Source organism: Mesorhizobium sp. M4B.F.Ca.ET.089.01.1.1, assembly GCF_004022605.1.
Lineage (GTDB): Bacteria > Pseudomonadota > Alphaproteobacteria > Rhizobiales > Rhizobiaceae > Mesorhizobium > Mesorhizobium abyssinicae.
Genome location: NZ_RZOS01001396.1, coordinates 1 through 460, shown reverse-complemented (window position 1 = coordinate 460; position 460 = coordinate 1). Strand labels below are relative to the sequence as shown.

Genomic DNA, 460 nt, shown 5'->3' with positions numbered 1-460 from the left:
CCACGAGCCCCTCCAGCTTTTTGATTTGGCCGTCGACTTTCTGCATGATCTCATCTGAGACCTGCCGCGCTTGCAGCGTCGGCGCCGCGTCGGCAATTTCGACTAGGTCGATGAGGCCCATCAGCGTATCGTTTAAGCCGGCCGGGTGGCGCGCGTCCTGCGGCGTCTCCCGCTTGATGTCGACAAGCGTTCCCTCGATCACCTCGAGTTGCCCGACCAGTGCTTGCGCCCTCTCGCTAAGCGTTTCGTCATTCTCTCCAAGCCGCTTCTGCGCGTCCGCGAGCTGCCGCTTCAGGAGGCGGATGCGATTGACCGCCTGATTGAGCGCAGAGAGCATATCAAACAGCTTTTCTAAAAGCGCAAACTGCTCCGCGAATTCCTTTTCGGTCGTGGCTATCCGGGGATCCTTGACAACAGTGAAATCGACTGTCTGGACTTTGCCGCCGGCCTGGAGCTCAAC

1 protein-coding gene is annotated in these 460 nt (G+C 59.3%); it reads right to left on the bottom strand.

Going from position 1 to position 460, the window contains the following annotated elements:
* On the bottom strand, nucleotides 1–460 hold a 460-nt coding region (locus EN780_RS39545; protein ID WP_210215144.1), incomplete at both ends, for a hypothetical protein.